The 16,195-nt window shown below is 74.0% G+C and carries 16 protein-coding genes; 8 read left to right on the top strand and 8 right to left on the bottom strand.

Features of this window, described 5'->3' with window-relative positions; all coding sequences use genetic code 11:
• Positions 1-6 precede the first annotated feature (6 nt).
• Positions 7-1,518, bottom strand: a complete 1,512-nt coding sequence (locus GWJ10_RS08555; RefSeq protein ID WP_082774857.1) for a PLP-dependent aminotransferase family protein — start codon at positions 1,516-1,518, stop codon at positions 7-9.
• Between the two features lie 62 nt (positions 1,519-1,580).
• Here GWJ10_RS08555 and GWJ10_RS08550 point away from each other — a divergent pair, with 62 nt between their 5' ends.
• A complete protein-coding gene (locus GWJ10_RS08550; protein WP_163186875.1) occupies positions 1,581-2,366 on the top strand; it encodes a hypothetical protein in 786 nt (261 codons plus the stop codon).
• A 58-nt stretch (positions 2,367-2,424) separates the two neighbouring features.
• Here GWJ10_RS08550 and GWJ10_RS08545 read toward each other — a convergent pair whose 3' ends face one another.
• On the bottom strand, positions 2,425-3,438 hold the full coding sequence (locus GWJ10_RS08545) for an aldo/keto reductase family protein (protein WP_163186873.1): 1,014 nt from the start codon (positions 3,436-3,438) through the stop codon (positions 2,425-2,427).
• Between the two features lie 50 nt (positions 3,439-3,488).
• Complete coding sequence (locus GWJ10_RS08540; protein WP_043658508.1) at positions 3,489-4,082, bottom strand: DUF3043 domain-containing protein; 594 nt, start codon at positions 4,080-4,082, stop codon at positions 3,489-3,491.
• Between the two features lie 74 nt (positions 4,083-4,156).
• On the opposite strand from GWJ10_RS08540, the gene GWJ10_RS08535 reads away from it, so the two are divergent.
• The gene (locus GWJ10_RS08535; protein WP_163186871.1) at positions 4,157-5,566 is read left to right on the top strand and encodes a dipeptidase; all 1,410 of its coding nucleotides are present in this window, start codon (positions 4,157-4,159) and stop codon (positions 5,564-5,566) included.
• Positions 5,567-5,638: 72 nt separating this feature from the next.
• On the opposite strand, the gene GWJ10_RS08530 is transcribed toward GWJ10_RS08535, so the two are convergent.
• A complete protein-coding gene (locus GWJ10_RS08530) occupies positions 5,639-6,169 on the bottom strand; it encodes an acyl-CoA thioesterase (protein WP_061269429.1) in 531 nt (176 codons plus the stop codon).
• A gap of 93 nt (positions 6,170-6,262) precedes the next feature.
• On the opposite strand from GWJ10_RS08530, the gene GWJ10_RS08525 reads away from it, so the two are divergent.
• On the top strand, positions 6,263-6,628 hold the full coding sequence (locus GWJ10_RS08525) for a DUF3817 domain-containing protein (RefSeq protein ID WP_241005726.1): 366 nt from the start codon (positions 6,263-6,265) through the stop codon (positions 6,626-6,628).
• A 45-nt stretch (positions 6,629-6,673) separates the two neighbouring features.
• On the opposite strand, the gene GWJ10_RS08520 is transcribed toward GWJ10_RS08525, so the two are convergent.
• Together GWJ10_RS08520 and nadA are read right to left on the bottom strand one after the other, a co-directional pair.
• Positions 6,674-7,273, bottom strand: a complete 600-nt coding sequence (locus GWJ10_RS08520; RefSeq protein ID WP_163186867.1) for a DJ-1/PfpI family protein — start codon at positions 7,271-7,273, stop codon at positions 6,674-6,676.
• A 56-nt stretch (positions 7,274-7,329) separates the two neighbouring features.
• The gene (gene nadA, locus GWJ10_RS08515) at positions 7,330-8,538 is read right to left on the bottom strand and encodes a quinolinate synthase NadA (protein WP_114553165.1); all 1,209 of its coding nucleotides are present in this window, start codon (positions 8,536-8,538) and stop codon (positions 7,330-7,332) included.
• Between the two features lie 138 nt (positions 8,539-8,676).
• Between nadA and GWJ10_RS08510 the strand changes: the two genes are divergently transcribed.
• Positions 8,677-9,882, top strand: a complete 1,206-nt coding sequence (locus GWJ10_RS08510) for a glycerate kinase (RefSeq protein ID WP_163186865.1) — start codon at positions 8,677-8,679, stop codon at positions 9,880-9,882.
• Positions 9,883-10,106: 224 nt separating this feature from the next.
• Positions 10,107-10,457, top strand: coding sequence for an iron-sulfur cluster insertion protein ErpA (erpA, locus tag GWJ10_RS08505; RefSeq protein ID WP_043658948.1), 351 nt, complete (start codon positions 10,107-10,109; stop codon positions 10,455-10,457).
• Positions 10,458-10,568: 111 nt separating this feature from the next.
• On the opposite strand, the gene GWJ10_RS08500 is transcribed toward erpA, so the two are convergent.
• The gene (locus GWJ10_RS08500; RefSeq protein WP_061269465.1) at positions 10,569-10,799 is read right to left on the bottom strand and encodes a sulfurtransferase TusA family protein; all 231 of its coding nucleotides are present in this window, start codon (positions 10,797-10,799) and stop codon (positions 10,569-10,571) included.
• Between the two features lie 62 nt (positions 10,800-10,861).
• Positions 10,862-12,007: an aminotransferase class V-fold PLP-dependent enzyme gene (locus GWJ10_RS08495; RefSeq protein WP_163186863.1), complete on the bottom strand. Its 1,146-nt coding sequence runs from the start codon at positions 12,005-12,007 to the stop codon at positions 10,862-10,864.
• Positions 12,008-12,408: 401 nt separating this feature from the next.
• Here GWJ10_RS08495 and coxB point away from each other — a divergent pair, with 401 nt between their 5' ends.
• From coxB to GWJ10_RS08480, 3 genes are read left to right on the top strand one after another with little or no spacing between them, the layout of a single operon-like run.
• On the top strand, positions 12,409-13,329 hold the full coding sequence (coxB, locus tag GWJ10_RS08490; RefSeq protein ID WP_021482035.1) for a cytochrome c oxidase subunit II: 921 nt from the start codon (positions 12,409-12,411) through the stop codon (positions 13,327-13,329).
• On the top strand, positions 13,329-15,152 hold the full coding sequence (ctaD, locus tag GWJ10_RS08485; RefSeq protein ID WP_021482036.1) for a cytochrome c oxidase subunit I: 1,824 nt from the start codon (positions 13,329-13,331) through the stop codon (positions 15,150-15,152). The genes coxB and ctaD overlap by 1 nt, the downstream gene beginning before the upstream one ends.
• Positions 15,149-15,547, top strand: a complete 399-nt coding sequence (locus GWJ10_RS08480) for a cytochrome c oxidase subunit 4 (protein ID WP_076405413.1) — start codon at positions 15,149-15,151, stop codon at positions 15,545-15,547. Before ctaD ends, GWJ10_RS08480 begins: the two co-directional genes overlap by 4 nt.
• Positions 15,548-16,195 lie beyond the last annotated feature (648 nt).

Raw genomic sequence — 16,195 nt, 5'->3', positions numbered from 1 at the left:
GGACCGTCAGCCCGCGACCCGGGCCCACGCGGCGGCGAGCCGTGCCACGGCGTGCTCGAGCTGCTCGGGCGGTCGGGAGAACGTCAGGCGCAGCCGGTCGGCCGCGCTGCCGTCGGGCGTGAAGGTCGGGCCGGCGTTGACGAGCACGCCCTCGGCCGCCGCGGCGGCGGCGAGCGCCTGCGCGACCGGCGCGCCCAGGTCGACCCACAGCGAGAGACCGCCCTCGGGCACGTCCACGCGCCACTGCGGCAGCGCCCGGGCGAGCAGGCCGCACAGGAGGTCGCGCTGCGCGCGGAGCGTCCGACGGCGCTCGGCGAGGACCGCGGGGGCGTCGTCGAGCAGCTCGACGACGGTGAGCTGCTCCAGCACCGCGGTGGCGATGTCCGCCGACTGCCGCGTGCGCGCGAGGCGCGCGACGAGGTCCGGGTGTGCGCGGACCCAGCCGACTCGCAGCCCGCCCCAGAACGACTTGGACGCCGAGCCGACCGTGACGACGTACGGCGAGGTGCCGTCGCCCGCGAGCGGCTCCACGACCGGACCGGTGGCGTCCGGGTCGCCGTCGAGGTCGAGGTCGGTGAGCGTCTCGTCGCCGACCACGGTCACGCGGTGGCGGGCCGCGGCGTCGCGCACGCCCGCCCGCTCCTCGGGCGTGAGGGTGTAGGCGGTCGGGTTGTGGAAGTCGGGCACGAGGTAGACGAGCCGCGGCGCAACCTGGCGCAGCGTGGAGTCGAACAGGTCGACGTCGAACCCCGGCGCGTCGTGGTCGTCGCTGCCCCGCGCCCCGTGGCCTCCCCGGCCCACGGGGACGGGCACCAGCCGCGCGCCCGCCCGTCGCAGCGACTCCATCGCGTGGTAGTACGTGGGCGACTGCACGACGGCGCGGTCACCCGCCCCGAGGAGGGTGTCGGCGAGCGTGGTGATGGCGTGCTGGGCGCCCGTGGTGACGAGCACCTCGTCGGGCGTGGTGGGCGTGCCGCGGCGTGTGTGGTGGTCGGCGAGGGCCTCGCGGAGGACGCCGAGGCCGTACGGCTCGTAGCCGCCGCCGGACAGGTACTCGGGCAGCCGCTCCAGCGCGCGCGAGTAGGCGGCGTGCAGGCCGCTCGGCGCGGCGGAGGTCGCCTGCGACAGGTCGGCGAGGTCGATCGGCGCGGTGCGCGGCGCGGGCCCGGGCGGGGCGTCGCCGCCGGCCGCGCGGTCCGCGGGCCGGCGCGCGCTCGGGCGGGGGAGCACGACGACGGTGCCCGAGCCGGTGCGCGAGCGCGCGAACCCGAGCTCGCGCAGGCGCCCGTACGCGGCGGCGGTCGTGGTGCGCGAGACGCCGAGAGCGACGGCGAGGTCGCGCTCGGACGGCAGGCGCGTGTGCGGCGCGAGGGTTCCCGCGAGGACGGCGGCCCGCAGCGCGTCGGCGAGGGCGGTGTACGCGGGGCCGCCCGCGTGCCACCGGCCGAGCAGCCGCGCGGCAGCAGCGGGGGACAGGTGGCGGTGGACGTCGACCGTTCCGGCCGGGGCAAGGCTCATGGGGCCACTCTCTCGCGATTGGCTATGGATGTCGATGCCACTCGGCGGTCAGGATGACACCCATGAGCCCCACCCGCCGCACCGTCCAGCTCCTCCTCGGCCTGCTCGGCTACGCGCTGTCCATGGCGCTGCTGATCCACGCGGGCCAGGGCGGGATGCCGTGGGACGTGCTGCACCAGGGCGTCGTCCGCCGCACGGGGCTGCCGTTCGGTGTCGTCGTCGGGTCGCTGAGCGTGCTGGCCCTGCTGGCCTGGATACCGCTCCGGCAGCGGCCCGGGATCGGTACGGTCGCGAACGTCGTCGTCATCACGCTGACGATCGACCCGGCCATCGCGCTCGTCACGCGCCTCGTGCCCGACCCGGGCGTCGCCGCGAGCGTGGCCCTGGCCGTCGGGGGCATCGTGCTCAACGGCCTCGCGACGGCGGCCTACCTGGGCGTGCGGCTCGGCCCGGGGCCCCGGGACGGACTCATGACCGGCCTGGTGGCGCGCACCGGCTGGTCGGTGCGGCTCGTGCGGACCCTCCTCGAGGTCGTCGTCGTGACGCTGGGCTGGGCGCTCGGCGGCACGCTCGGCTGGGCGACGGTCGCCTACGCGCTCGCCGTCGGGCCGATCGTCCAGCTCACGGCGCGGTGGTTCGCGCCGCGCGGGCTCGTCGCCGCCCCGGCCGTGCACGCGCCCGCGCGTAGCCACGGCCGCGAGAGCGCGGCCTCCGAGGCGGCGGCGGACGGCGAGCCCGCGTCGGACGTCGAGCCCGCGTCGGACGTCGAGAACCTGTCGCGGGAGCCCGTCCCCGCGATCGCAGGCCCCCGGCCGGACGAGGGAGGCATGCCCGCGTCCGGCCGGTGAGGAGACGACGACGGCCCCGGCGTGCTGCCGGGGCCGTCGTCGCGTGCGGTGCCGGGCGTCAGGCGACGCGGCCCTGCGGGGCGTTCTCCGCCGTCTTGCCCGGGTCGCGCTCGACGGCGCCCCCGAGGATCTCGTCGATCCGGGCCATGAGCTCGGCCGGGATCGTCACGCCTGACGCCTTGACGTTCTCCGCGACCTGCTCGGGGCGCGACGCCCCGACGAGCGCCGCGGCGACGTTGTCGTTCTGCAGCACCCACGCGATCGCGAGCTGCGCCATGCTCAGGCCCAGCTCGTCCGCGACGGGCCGGAGGTTCTGCACGCGCGTGAGCACGTCGTCGGTGAGGAAGCGCTGGATCATGCGCGCGCCGCCCTTGTCGTCGGTCGCACGCGACCCCGCCGGCAGCGGCTGCCCGGGGAGGTACTTGCCGGACAGCACGCCCTGCGCCATGGGCGACCAGACGATCTGCGAGAGCCCGAGCTCGCGCGACGTCGGCACGACCTCGTCCTCGATGACGCGCCACAGCATCGAGTACTGCGGCTGGGAGGAGATGAGCTGGAACCCGAGGTCCCGCGCGAGCGCGTGGCCCGCGCGGATCTGGTCCGCCGTCCACTCGGAGACGCCGATGTACAGGGCCTTGCCCTGGCGCACGATGTCGGCGAACGCCTGCATCGTCTCCTCGAGCGGCGTCTCGGTGTCGTACCGGTGCGCCTGGTAGAGGTCGACGTAGTCGGTGCCGAGCCGCTTGAGGGAGCCGTTGATCGACTCCATGACGTGCTTGCGCGACAGGCCGGTGTCGTTGGGGCCGCCGGGGCCGGTCGGCCAGTAGACCTTCGTGAAGATCTCGAGCGACTCGCGCCGCTGGCCCTTGAGGGCGTCGCCGAGCACCTGCTCGGCCTTCGTGTTGGCGTAGACGTCCGCGGTGTCGAACGTCGAGATGCCGGCGTCGAGGGCAGCGTGCACGCACGCCGTCGCGACGTCGTTCTCGACCTGGGAGCCGTGGGTGAGCCAGTTGCCGTAGGTGATCTCGGAGATCTTGAGACCAGAGTTGCCGAGGTAGCGGTAGGTGGGCATGGACCCAACCTAGCCGCGGGCCCGGCCGCTCGCGGGGCCGGGCGCCGTCGTCACTCGGGGTAGACGCCGTGCTTCTTGTGCGTCGGCTTGGGCAGGCGCGCGCGGCGGAGCTGGAACGCGCGCATGACCGCGTACATGACCGTGCCCTTGGGGATGTCGCCGAACTTCGCGAGGAGGCGCTTGCGCAGGCGCCGCCACATGATGAAGCCGTCGACGACGGTGAGCAGGACGATGACGTACAGCGTCATGACCGTGAGGAACGCGAGCTCCTGGTTCCGCGCCGTGAGGAACGAGAACACGATGAAGACGAGGGCGACGGGCAGGAAGAACTCACCGAGGTTCCAACGGGCGTCGACGTACTCGCGCACGTAGCGCTTGACCGGGCCCTTGTCACGCGGCGGCAGGTAGCGCTCGTCGCCGGTCTGCATGGCCTGGTACTGGCGGTCGCGCATCTCGCGCTGCTTCTCCCGTGCGGACTTCGCGGCGGCGCGGCGGTCGTTCGGCACGAGGGGACGCTTGTTCGCGGCCTCGGAGACCTTGCGCTTGGGGGTCGGGCGGCCCTTGCCGGCGCGCTCGATCTCGGCCGCCTCCTCGACGGGGTCGGGGGCGGCGGGGGTCGCGGCGGCCTTGTTGCGGGAGAACACCCCTCCAGGGTAGTCGAGCCGACGGGGTGCCCGGACGCGGGTCCGGGGCCGCACGGTGTCGTACCGTGCTGGTCGTGACGAACTCACCCGAACCCACCGCCCCCGCGCCCGGCACCGCCCTCGCGACCACGCTCCGCGAGACCGTCGCCCGGCTCTTCCCGGCGCTGCGCGCCGACCTGGAGTCGCTCGTGCGCGTGCCGAGCGTCTCGAACGCCGCGTTCGACCAGGCGCACGTCGCCGCCAGCGCCGACGCCGTGGCCGCGCTCCTGCGCGACGCCGACCTGCCCGAGGTCCAGGTGCTGCGCGCCCGGGCCGAGGACGGCACCGAGGGCGCGCCCGCCGTCGTCGCGCGCCGCCCGGCGCCCGACGGCGCCCCGACCGTCCTGCTGTACGCGCACCACGACGTCCAGCCCCCGGGCGAGGCGAGCACGTGGGAGACCGACCCGTTCGAGCCGACCGAGCGCGACGGCCGCCTCTACGGCCGCGGCGCGGCCGACGACAAGGCGGGCGTCGTGGCCCACCTCGGTGCGCTGCGTGCACTCCTGGAGATCGGCGACCTCCCCGTCGGGGTGACGGTGTTCGTCGAGGGCGAGGAGGAGATCGGCTCGCCGACGTTCCTGCCGTTCCTCACGCAGCACCGCGACCTGCTCGCGGCCGACGTCATCGTCGTCGCCGACTCCTCGAACTGGAAGATCGGCGTGCCCGCGCTCACGACGTCGCTGCGCGGGCTCGTGGACTGCGAGGTCGAGGTCGCGGTGCTCGACCACGCGGTGCACTCGGGCATGTTCGGCGGCCCCGTGCTCGACGCCGTGACGCTGCTCGCGCGGCTGATCACGACCCTGCACGACGACGCGGGCAACGTCGCCGTGCCCGGGCTCGCCACCGCGGACGAGCCGACCGTGGACTACGCGGAGGCCGACTTCCGCGCCGACTCCTCGCTCCTCGACGGCACCGTCCTCGCGGGGGAGGGCAGCATCGCCGGGCGGCTGTGGACCAAGCCGGCGATCGCCGTGATCGGGCTCGACGCGCCGAGCGTCGCGCACGCGTCGAACACCCTCACGCCCCGCGCGACCGCGAAGCTCTCGGTGCGGCTCGCGCCCGGCCAGGACCCGGCGGCCGCGATGGCGGCGCTGCGCAGGCACCTCGAGTCGCACGCGCCGTTCGGCGCGCGCGTGACCGTGCGCGACGGCGAGCAGGGCAAGCCGTTCCTCGCCCCGGCGGACTCCGAGGCGATGCGGGCCGCGCGGTGGGCGTTCGCGACGTCGTGGGGCACGGACCCCGTCGACATCGGCATCGGCGGGTCGATCCCGTTCATCGCCGACCTGCTCGAGGTCTTCCCCGACGCGGCGATCCTCGTCACGGGCGTCGAGGACCCGGACTCGCGCGCGCACGGCGCGAACGAGTCGGTCCACCTCGGCGAGCTGGAGAAGGTCGTGCTCGCCGAGGCGCTCCTGCTCGCCCGGCTCGGCGGCGCGGTCGCCTGACCCGCGCCCGCCGGACCGCACGCGGCGACGCTCCCCGGTCGGCCGGGGAGCGCCGCCGTGCGGCGTCAGGCGTCAGGCACGGTGGGCGACGTCGACCGCCCGGGCCCACCGCGCGACGTCGTCCGGGAGCTCGGGGGAGGTGACGTCGCCGCCCAGGAGCCCGACGACGTCGGGCGCGGCGATCCGGTCGCCGGACCCGCGCGCGAGGAAGCGCCCGGCGACGAGCCCGCGCGCGCAGAGGTCCCCGCGGCGTGTGAACACCTGCTCGAGGTACACGACGCGCTCGTCCCACCCGAGCACGCGCGTCGTGATCTCGAAGCGGTCCCCGAGCTGCAGGGAGCGGCGGTACTTCATGGTCGACGCCGCGACAACGGGGTACCAGCCCTTGTCCTTGAGCAGGGGGAACCCGCCGAGGTCGGCGATGAAGTTGCTGCGCGCGACGTCCATCATCTGGAGATACACGCCGTTGTTCACGTGCAGGTAGAAGTCGAGGTCGCCCGGGCGCACGCGCATGCGGGTGACGGACGGCTCGAGGACGCCGCGCCCCGGCACGGCCTTGCGCGGCAACGTGCTGGCGACGAGGAGCTGGATCTGGCGGGTCACCGGGGCAGGCTACTACCCCGCACCAGCGGTATCGGGTATCCGGCACCGACGGCGGGGGACGCCCCTCCAGGTCGGTGTGCGAGGATGCGCGCCGTGACGACGACGAGCCCCGCCCCTCGCCCCACCGCCACCGCCGACACCGGGTCGCCCGCCCCGCACCCGTGGCAGGTCCGCGCGTTCCGCGCGGTCGCGATCGCCGAGGCGTTCTCCTGGGCCGGCCTGCTCGTCGGCATGTACCTCAAGTGGGTCGCCGGGACGACCGAGCGCGGCGTGGAGATCTTCGGGCCCGTCCACGGCGTGCTCGTGCTCGTGTACGTCGCGCTCGCCGTGCTCGTCGCCGTGCGCGTCCGCTGGTCGCTCTGGACGACCTTCCTCGCGCTCGCCGCGACCGTCCCGCCGTTCTGCACCGTCCTCTTCGACGTGTGGGCGCACCGCACCGGCCGCTACGCGCGCCGCTGACCGCTCGGGTCGGCCGACCCCAGGCTCGCCGACCGCTCGGCCCGATCAGACCGGCGGGTCGGGGTCGTACTGGATCCCGCGCCGTACGGCGCGTGCGACGTCGGCGCTCTCCAGGCGCGCGACGAGGTGCAGCGCCATGTCGATCCCCGCGGACACGCCGGCGGACGTGACGACGTCGCCGTCGTCGACGTAGCGCGCCTCCGTGTCGACCACGACGCTCGGGTCGATCCGCGCGAGCTCGTCGTAGTGCGCCCAGTGCGTCGTGGCGGGCCGGCCCGCGAGCAGCCCCGCCGCGGCGAGGACGAGCGAGCCCGTGCAGACGCTCGCGATCACCGGGGTGCGTGCCCGCATCGCGCGCAGCCACTCGAGGTGCACACGGTCGGCGAGCAGCGGGCGCGTCCCGCGACCGCCCGGGTACACGAGCAGGTGGAGGGGACCGACGTCGTCCGCCGAGCGGTCGGGGAGCAGCCGGAGGCCCTTCGCGAGCCGCACGCCGCCGCCGTCCCACGAGAACGTCGACACCTGGGGCTTGAGCACCGAGTGCTCGGCCCAGGCCGACAGCACCTCGAACGGCCCGGCGACGTCGAGCTCCTCGGCCTCGTCGAAGACGAAGATGCCGACGTTCGTCCCGTTGCCCGTTCCCATGGCCACCTCCGCGCGCCCTCGCGTCCCGAGGGCCTCGACCGCTCCTGCCCGCGCGCCTAGAGGCCGGGCAGGGCGAGCATCTGGTCGAGCGCGACGCGCGCCCAGTGCGCGTCGTCGGCGTCCACGACGATCCGGTTCACCACGCGACCGGCGACGAGCGACTCCATCGCCCACACGAGGTGCGGCAGGTCGATCCGGTTCATCGTCGAGCAGAAGCACACCGTCGAGTCGAGGTAGTGCACCTGCTTGTCCGGGTGCGCCCGCGCGACGCGGCGCACGAGGTTGAGCTCGGTCCCGATCGCCCACGCCGAGCCCGGCTCGGCGGCGTCGAGCATCTTGATGATGTACTCCGTCGACCCGACGAAGTCCGCCGCCGTGACGACCTCGTGCTTGCACTCGGGGTGCACCAGCACGTTGACGTCCGGGACGGCCGCACGGACGTCCTCGACGTTCTTCGCCGAGAACCGCCCGTGGACCGAGCAGTGCCCGCGCCACAGGATCATGCGCGCGTCGCGCAGCTCGGCGTCGGTGAGACCGCCGTTCGGCTTGCGCGGGTCGAACACGACGCAGTCGTCGAGCGACATCGCGAGCTTCAGCACCGCGGTGTTGCGGCCCAGGTGCTGGTCGGGGAGGAACAGGACCTTGCCCGTGCCGTCCACGCCGCCTACCTGGTCGAACGCCCAGCGCAGCGCGACCTCCGCGTTCGACGACGTGCACACCGTGCCGCCGTGGCGCCCCGTGAAGGCCTTGATCGCGGCCGAGGAGTTCATGTAGGTCACGGGGATCGTCGAGTCGGCGATGCCGACCTCCTGCAGCACGTCCCACGCGTCCTCGACCTGGTCGATGGCGGCCATGTCCGCCATCGAGCAGCCCGCCGCGAGGTCCGGCAGCACGACCTGCTGCGCGTCGGACGTGAGGATGTCCGCGCTCTCGGCCATGAAGTGCACGCCGCAGAAGAGGATGAACTCCGCCTCGGGGCGGGCGGCCGCCTCGCGCGCGAGCTTGAAGGAGTCGCCCGTGACGTCGGCGAAGTCGATGACCTCGTCGCGCTGGTAGTGGTGGCCCAGGACGAACGCCCGCTCGCCCAGCGCGGCGCGTGCCGCGCGGGCGCGCTCGACCAGGTCGGGGTCGCTCGGCGCGGGCAGGTCGCCCACGCACTCGACGCCCCGCTCGGACGCGAGGTCGCGGCCCTGCCCCAGCAGGAGCAGGGCGGACGGGTTGGGCTCGACGAAACCGCCCGGGCGTGCGGTGCTCGGACCGCCCACGGACGACAGCAAGGTGCTCCCGGTGCTCACGGGACCATCGTCGCACAGCGCCGCGGAGACGGAGAGGGCCCTCCCACCCTGACTCCGCGCGCCCCGGCGCGACCCGCCGGACCGCGCCCGGGCTGGCACAATCCGGGCATGCGCGTGCTGCTCACCGGGTCCGCCGCCCCGCCCCCGCCCGACGGCGCGTGGCCGGGCCGCGACGTCGTGCCGGCTGCCGCCGGACCGGGCCTCGCCGACGTCGCCTCGTGGTGGTCCGCGCACGGCGCCGTGGACACCGTGCCCCTCGCGGCCTCGGGTCCCGCGTTCCTCGACGCCCTCGCTCCCGTCGCGCCCGAGGTCCTCGCGGGCGTCGTGCCGGGCCCGGGCGGCGCGGAGGTCCCGGTCGCCGTCCGACGGCGCGCGTCCTCGCCGCGCGAGGGTGTGCAGGCCCGGACCGTCGTCGTCGACGCGTCCCAGGTCCCGGCCACCGGGGAGGCCGTCGTCGTCGATGCCGACGGGACGCCGACGACGGTGCCCGCCCGCTCGTCGACCGCCGTCGGGCACCTGCTCGCGCTCGCGGTCGACGCCGCTCGGGCGAGGTCGGATCCCGGCCGGGTCGTCCTCGCGACCGGGGGCAGCACGAGCCACGACGCGGGCTTCGGGGCGCTCCTCGCGCTCGCGGGCGAGCCGTCGGCGTCCGAGGTGGCGCCCGCCCGGCTGGCGGACGTCGTGCGCGCCGCGCGCGCCGCGCTGGGCGGCACGCACCTCGTGGCGGCCGTCGCGTCCGACGTCCCGCTCCTCGGTCTGCACGGCGCGAGCGCGACCCTCGACGCGCGCGGTGTCGACCCGCTGGTGGCCCAGCACCTCGAGCGCGCGCTCGGCGCGGTCGCGCACGACGTCGCCGCCGCCGTCGACCGCGCGGACGCGGCCGGGCCGGGGGAGCACGGGATCGTCGGGCGCGACCTGCTCGCGGGCGCGACGGCGGGCCGCCGCCTCGCCGGACTGTCGGGGGCGGGCAGCGGGGGAGGTTTGGGCTTCGCCGTCGCGGCGCTGGGCGGCCGGCTCGTGCCCGCGCTGCGGGTCGTGGCGGACGACGTCGGGCTCGACGCGCGGCTCGCGGCCGCGGACGTCGTCGTGGTGCTCGCGGACGAGCTCGGCGCGCACGAGCTCGGCGAGGGGACCGTCCGCGAGGTGGCCGGCCGGGCGGCGCGGCACGCGCTCCCGGTGGTCGTCGTCGCGCGCGCGGTCGTCGCGGGCCGCCGCGAGCAGGCGGCCGCGGGGCTCAGCGGTGCGTACGCGTGGGGCGACGGCGACCCGCGCGACCTCGTGGAGCGCGTCGCGCGCACGTGGTCGCGCGGCTGAGGCGCGCGTCGGCCGAGGTCGGCGTCGCCGCCCGTGCGGCTCCTCCGTCGTCGTCCTCGCACCCCGTGCGGCGAGGCCCGTTCGACCTTCCTGCCGCGCGGGGTCGTAGACTCGGGAACACCACCGGCACGTGTGGTGTTGAGGACCTGACGGGATCTCTCTCGAGAGATCCGAGAAGCCGGCCACCACCGGGGCAGCACTGCCCCCGACAGCGCGGAGACGAGATGAGCGAGACCACCGACATTGCCACGCACGGCGTCAACCTGACCGACGAGGCCGCGGACAAGGTCCGCACGCTCCTCGAGCAGGAGGGTCGCGACGACCTGCGCCTGCGCGTCGCGGTGCAGCCCGGCGGCTGCTCCGGCCTGATCTACCAGCTCTACTTCGACGAGCGCGTGCTCGACGGCGACGCGCTGCGCGACTACGACGGCGTCGAGGTCGTGGTCGACAAGATGAGCGTCCCCTACCTCGAGGGCGCGACGATCGACTTCGCCGACACGATCGAGAAGCAGGGCTTCACGATCGACAACCCCAACGCGGGCAGCGCCTGCGCCTGCGGCGGCTCCTTCAGCTGAGTCGTCCGGCGTGCCGCGCGCACGCCACCGGACCGCACGAGCCCGGTCACCCGTCCGCGGGTGGCCGGGCTCGCGTCGTCCGCGGGTCGTGGCGCCCCGCTCGCGGCGGGGTCAGCCGCCGATCTCGACGGTGATCGCCCAGGCCTCGGCTTCTCCCTGACCGGGGAGCTGCGCCTCGCCCACGACCGCGTGCCCGCGCATCCGCGCCCATGCGGGGACGTCGAGGCGGGCGGCCGGGTCGGTCGACCACACCGTGAGCCTGGCGCCCGGTGCGAGGTCGCGCGCTGCCGCCGCGAGCCGGATCACGGGCAGCGGGCAGCGCAGCCCGCGCGCGTCGACCACGTCGCCGGACGCGCCCGCGTCGCCGGACGTGCCGGACGACGCCGCGGGCGGGGGAGCGCCGGTCACAGGCCCTGCACCCCCAGCGCCGCGCGCACGCGGGCGACGGCGTCCGGCAGGGCGGCGAGCAGCCGCTCGACGTCGTCCTCCGTCGTCGAGCGGTCCAGGGCGACGCGCACGTTGCCGTGCGTGAGCACGCCCATCGCCGCGAGGACGTGCGAGGGCTCGAGCGAGCTCGACGTGCACGCCGACCCGGAGCCGACGGCGATGCCCTCGCGGTCCAGGTCGGTGAGCAGCGCCTCGCCGTCCACGTAGAGGAAGGAGAAGGTCGCGACGTGGGGGAGCCGGTCGACCGGGTCGCCGACCACCTCGACGTCGGGGATCTGCGCGACCCGCGCCCGCACGCGGTCGACGAGCGCCCGGCGCCGCGCGTCCTGCGCCTCCCGGTCGGCCAGCACCGCCTGCAGCGACACTGCGGCGGCGAACGCCGCCGGGACGGACACCCCGCCGGGGGCCCACGGGTCCGCGTCCTCCGGGAACGGGCTGCGCCGTCGGACGCGGGAACGCACCGCGAGGACACCGACGCCGGGCCCGCCGCCCCAGTCCGCCGGGTCGGCGGCGAGCGCGTCCCAGGTCTCGGGGACGACGTCGTGCCCGAGCGTGGCCCCCGCGTCCACGAGCAGCGGGACCCCCGCCCCCCGCGCCGCCTCGTGCACGGCCGCGACCGGCTGCCGCGTCCCCACCTCGCCGTTGGCGGCCTGGAGCGCGGCGAGCGCCACGCCCGGGCGGCCGACGGCGTCGGTCATCCCCGCGGCGTCGACGCGGCCGGACCTGTCCACCCCGACGACCTCCCGCTCCAGGCCACCGTGCTCGGCGGCGTGCAGGACGGCGGCACGCTCGACGGCGCCGACGACGACCCGTCGCCCCGCGCGGTGACGCGCGCCGGCGAGCGCGGCGACGGCCGTGTGGAGGGACGCGGTGTGGTTGGCGGTGAAGACGACCTCCTCCGTGCGCGCGTCGAGCGCGGCGGCGACGGCCTCGCGGGCGCCGTCGAGCAGGGCCGCGGCACGCCTGCCCTCGGCGTGGAGGCGTCGGGGGTCGGCCCAGCCGTCGTCGAGCGCGCGGTCGAAGGCCTCGCGCGCGAGCGGGTGCCAGGGGGCGCGCCCCCCGTTGTCGAGAAGGACCCGGCGATCGGGGGTGGTGTGTGTCACATGGCCTCCAGGGCGCGGGCGGGGCCGTCGCGGAGCGGGGGACGGCCGGGCTGAGACGGCCCGAGCGGGCGCAGGGCGCCGGTCGAGGTCCGGCGCACGGCGTCGGATCGTTGCGCTCGCGCGCCCCGCGACGAGGTGCCTCCGGGAGTCCGAAGGTCCCACCGGCACGCTACCGTGCTGCCCGGTGGGCCGACGGTGTGGCAAGGATCTGACAGACTCGGGACGGGTGTGCCGAACCCACCCCTGACCGGCCACGACGTGTGCCGCATCTCGCCCGTCCGCAGCGCGTTCCGGGCCACGAAGGGCGGAATCCCGCGCTAGGCTTCGTGTGTCGAGGACGAAGGTCCTGTGCTGGGCTCGTAAAGACGGGCACGGGCAGGACGTGACGTGAAAGGCCCCCCTTGCACTCGCAACCCCCTAGCCGCACACGGCGCACCATCCTGCGGGCGACGGCCCTCGCCGTCGCCGTCGCCGCGGTGGCGTCCGGCTGCGCCACCGACACCGTCCAGCGCGGGTTCCTGCCCGGTTACGAGGACGGGGAGGTGACCAACCAGACCGCCCGGATCACGTCGCTGTGGACCGGCTCCTGGATCGCGGCCCTCATCGTCGGCGTGATCACGTGGGGCCTGATGCTGTGGTGCGTCGCCGCGTACCGCAAGCGCAAGGACGACCACCAGCTCCCCGTGCAGACGCGCTACCACCTGCCGCTCGAGATCATGTACACGGCCGTGCCGATCCTCATGGTCCTCGTCCTCTTCTTCTACACGGACCGCGACATGAGCGCGATCGTGGACAAGGACGTCGAGTCCGACCTCACGGTCCAGGTCATCGGCAAGCAGTGGAGCTGGGACTTCAACTACGTGGACGACGACGTCTACGAGACGGGCCAGCACCTGGCGGACGTCGGCGACACCATGACCGACGACGCGACGATCGACGGTGCCCCGGGCACGGCGGCGGCGCTCCCGACGCTCTACCTGCCCGTCGGTGAGTCGGTGCGGTTCGAGCTTCAGTCGCGCGACGTCATCCACTCCTTCTGGATCCCCGCGTTCCTCTACAAGCTCGACATGATCCCGCACCGGACGAACGAGTTCGTGGTCACCCCGGAGCGCGAGGGGGTCTACGCCGGCAAGTGCGCCGAGCTCTGCGGCGAGCACCACTCCGGCATGCTGTTCAACGTCGAGGTCGTCGACCGCGCGGAGTACGACGCGCAGATGGAGGCGCTCCGCGAGAAGGGCCAGGAGGGTCAGATCCCGGTGGAGGGCTTCAGCCGTCTCCAGGACCCGAACCCTGTCACCGCTACCACGGAGGGTGAGAACTGATGGTCGCGCAGGCCGAAGTCATCCCCGGTCTCGCGCCGCGGCGTCAGACCCTCGGGCGGACCGTGATCAAGTGGGTCACGTCCACCGACCACAAGACGATCGGGTACATGTACCTGATCACGTCGTTCATCTTCTTCTGCATCGGCGGCCTCATGGCCCTCGTGATCCGTGCGGAGCTCTTCGAGCCCGGCATCCAGATCGTGCAGAGCAAGGAGCAGTACAACCAGCTCTTCACGATGCACGGCACGATCATGCTGCTGCTGTTCGCGACCCCGCTCTTCGCCGGGTTCGCGAACGTGATCATGCCGCTGCAGATCGGTGCGCCGGACGTCGCGTTCCCGCGACTGAACATGTTCGCGTACTGGCTCTACCTCTTCGGTGGTCTCATCGCCTCGGCCGGCTTCTTCACGCCGCAGGGCGCCGCCTCGTTCGGGTGGTTCGCGTACGCGCCGTTGTCGAACACGACGTTCAGTCCAGGGCTCGGGGGAGACCTCTGGGTGTTCGGGCTCGCGCTCGCCGGCTTCGGCACGATCCTCGGTGCGGTCAACTTCATCACGACGATCATCACGATGCGCGCGCCCGGCATGACGATGTTCCGCATGCCGATCTTCACGTGGAACACGCTCATCACGAGCCTCCTCGTGCTCATGGCGTTCCCGCCCCTGGCCGCCGCGCTCTTCGCGCTCGGCGCCGACCGACGCCTCGGTGCCCAGATCTTCAACCCCGAGAACGGGGGCGCCATCCTGTGGCAGCACCTGTTCTGGTTCTTCGGGCACCCTGAGGTCTACATCATCGCGCTGCCGTTCTTCGGCATCGTGTCCGAGATCTTCCCGGTGTTCGCCCGCAAGCCGATCTTCGGCTACAAGGGCCTCGTCTACGCGACGATCGCGATCGCGGCGCTGTCCGTCACCGTGTGGGCCCACCACATGTACGTGACCGGCGCGGTCCTCCTGCCGTTCTTCGCCTTCATGACGATGCTCATCGCCGTGCCGACCGGCGTGAAGTTCTTCAACTGGATCGGGACCCTCTGGCGCGGGAAGCTGACGTTCGAGACACCGATGCTGTGGTCGATCGGGTTCCTCGTGACCTTCCTCTTCGGCGGTCTCACGGGCGTCATCCTGTCCAGCCCGGCGCTCGACTTCCACCTGTCCGACTCGTACTTCGTGGTGGCGCACTTCCACTACGTCGTGTTCGGCACCGTGGTGTTCGCGATGTTCGCCGGCTTCTACTTCTGGTGGCCCAAGTTCACCGGGCGCATGCTCAACGAGCGCCTCGGCAAGGTCCACTTCTGGCTGCTCTTCATCGGCTTCCACATGACGTTCCTCATCCAGCACTGGCTGGGCGTCGAGGGCATGCCGCGCCGCTACGCGGACTACGCGCCGTCCGACGGCTTCACGTGGGAGAACCAGGTCTCGACGGTCGGGGCGTTCATCCTCGCCGCGTCGACGCTGCCGTTCCTCTGGAACGTCTACACGACCTGGCGCAACGCGCCCAAGGTGCAGGTCGACGACCCGTGGGGCTACGGCCGCTCGCTCGAGTGGGCCACGTCCTGCCCGCCGCCGCGGCACAACTTCACGTCGCTGCCGCGCATCCGCTCCGAGTCGCCCGCGTTCGACCTGCACCACCCCGAGGTCGCCGCGATGGACCACGCGGAGCCGAACCCCAACGTCCTGGAGAAGGTCTACGGGGAGGCCGACCGCCGCGGTGAGAAGAGCGTCGCGCTCGACCGCCTCGGCGACAAGCAGGCAGGCAGCGACTCGACGTCGACGATCATCATCGACGAGCCGCGCACGGGTGACACGGACGAGGAGGCCGGCAAGTGAAGGTCGAGTACAAGCTGTTCATCTTCCTGACGCCCTTCTTCGCGCTCATCGGCGTGGTGTACGGGTTCTGGAGCGGCTGGGAGCCCGTCGGCAGCGCCGCGCTCCTCCTGACCGCAGGTCTGTCGGGCATGATCGGGGCGTACCTGGCGCTCACCGCCAAGCGGATCGACGCGCGGCCCGAGGACGACCCGGACGGCCTCATCGAGCAGGGTGCTGGCGACCAGGGCGTGTACGCCCCGTGGAGCTGGTGGCCGCTCGCGATCGCAGGCTCGGCGGCGATCGTCTTCCTCGGGCTCGCGGTCGGCTGGTGGCTGGTCTACGTGGGTATCGCGCTCAGTGCGATCGCCCTCGTCGGCTGGGTCTTCGAGTTCTCCCGCGGCCAGCACGCGCACTGACGCACCGCTTCCGGACGGCCCGATCCCCTCACGGGGGTCGGGCCGTCCTGCTGTCTGCGCGGGGGCGTAGGGCGTTCGTTGCTGCGGGGACACGTCCGAGTGCCGGAGCCGCTCTCTGTGGCGCTCTGACGGCGTTCTAGCGTCCCAGGCCGGAATGGGGCGCCAACGCCTGGGCGGGAGCGCCCCCGTTCGGGCGGGAGCGCACACGCGCGGACGGGAGCGGACACGGCAGGGCAGGGCTGCAGGTTCGCAGGGCGGCCTCACGTCGAGCGGGGAAGCCGTCACGACGACGGCGGCCCGGACGCGCCCCGGCTCGCTCGCTGAACGGCTGTGGCGTCTTCGTCCAGTGGTCCAGCGCGGGACGGTGCGTGGTCGCGGTGCGGGGCAGTGTGAGGGGCGGTGTGTGGGGCAGGCGACGGAGCGCGCCGGAACGTCGTGACGGCCGGAGACGCTGCCGGCGACGCCCCCCGGGGCCGACGCCACGACGCGGCACCTATGGGCGACCGCGGACTGACCGGGTCGTGGCCCTGGGCGGCCGCCGAGAACGAGGTTGGTCCCGCTATCCGGTGGATAGCGGGACCAACCTCGTTGTGGTGGGGGAGCGGGGTCGTGCTCGCCGACCGGGTGTCGTGCGGCGGGGTCGTCAGG

This window comes from Cellulosimicrobium sp. SL-1 (assembly GCF_011033075.1).
In the GTDB taxonomy this organism is placed as follows: Bacteria; Actinomycetota; Actinomycetes; order Actinomycetales; family Cellulomonadaceae; genus Cellulosimicrobium; species Cellulosimicrobium funkei.
This window is presented reverse-complemented; position numbering and strand designations above follow the sequence as displayed.

Excerpts from the sequence above, each read along its gene's own strand:
- erpA (WP_043658948.1), top strand. The coding sequence starts at position 10,107 with ATGAGCGAGACCACCGACATTGCCACGCACGGCGTCAACCTGACCGAC.
- GWJ10_RS08545 (WP_163186873.1), bottom strand. The coding sequence starts at position 3,438 with ATGCCCACCTACCGCTACCTCGGCAACTCTGGTCTCAAGATCTCCGAG.
- GWJ10_RS08510 (WP_163186865.1), top strand. The coding sequence starts at position 8,677 with ATGCGCGTGCTGCTCACCGGGTCCGCCGCCCCGCCCCCGCCCGACGGC.
- GWJ10_RS08520 (WP_163186867.1), bottom strand. The coding sequence starts at position 7,273 with ATGGGAACGGGCAACGGGACGAACGTCGGCATCTTCGTCTTCGACGAG.
- GWJ10_RS08550 (WP_163186875.1), top strand. The coding sequence starts at position 1,581 with ATGAGCCCCACCCGCCGCACCGTCCAGCTCCTCCTCGGCCTGCTCGGC.
- GWJ10_RS08555 (WP_082774857.1), bottom strand. The coding sequence starts at position 1,518 with ATGAGCCTTGCCCCGGCCGGAACGGTCGACGTCCACCGCCACCTGTCC.
- ctaD (WP_021482036.1), top strand. The coding sequence starts at position 13,329 with ATGGTCGCGCAGGCCGAAGTCATCCCCGGTCTCGCGCCGCGGCGTCAG.